Genomic DNA, 238 nt, shown 5'->3' with positions numbered 1-238 from the left:
TAAATTTAACTTTTCAGTTTTGAGACAATTTGATTATAGTTTATAAATGAACCGATGGAGATTACGAATGTAATTATAATGTAGAAGGAACATATAATATAACAGATACAAAACAAAAAAGAAGAGCATTAAGATACTTCGATGAAATGGTTAAAAAGTTAAAAGATATAAAAAATATATATTTTTCGGGACATTCAAAAGGAGGAAATAAACCTCAATATATTGGAGTTTTAAGAGG

The 238-nt window shown here is 24.8% G+C and carries 1 protein-coding gene; it reads left to right on the top strand.

Going from position 1 to position 238, the window contains the following annotated elements; all coding sequences use genetic code 11:
- Positions 1–98 precede the first annotated feature (98 nt).
- Positions 99–238, top strand: a 140-nt coding sequence (locus tag VJI77_RS07750; protein WP_323989022.1) for an Mbeg1-like protein, incomplete at its 3' end; no start/stop codon positions are given.

This window comes from Parvimonas sp. D2, assembly GCF_035282635.1.
Classification (GTDB): Bacteria; Bacillota; Clostridia; order Tissierellales; family Peptoniphilaceae; genus Parvimonas.
The sequence above is the reverse complement of the archived record's forward strand: the minus strand, read 5'-3'. Positions and strand labels throughout refer to the sequence as shown.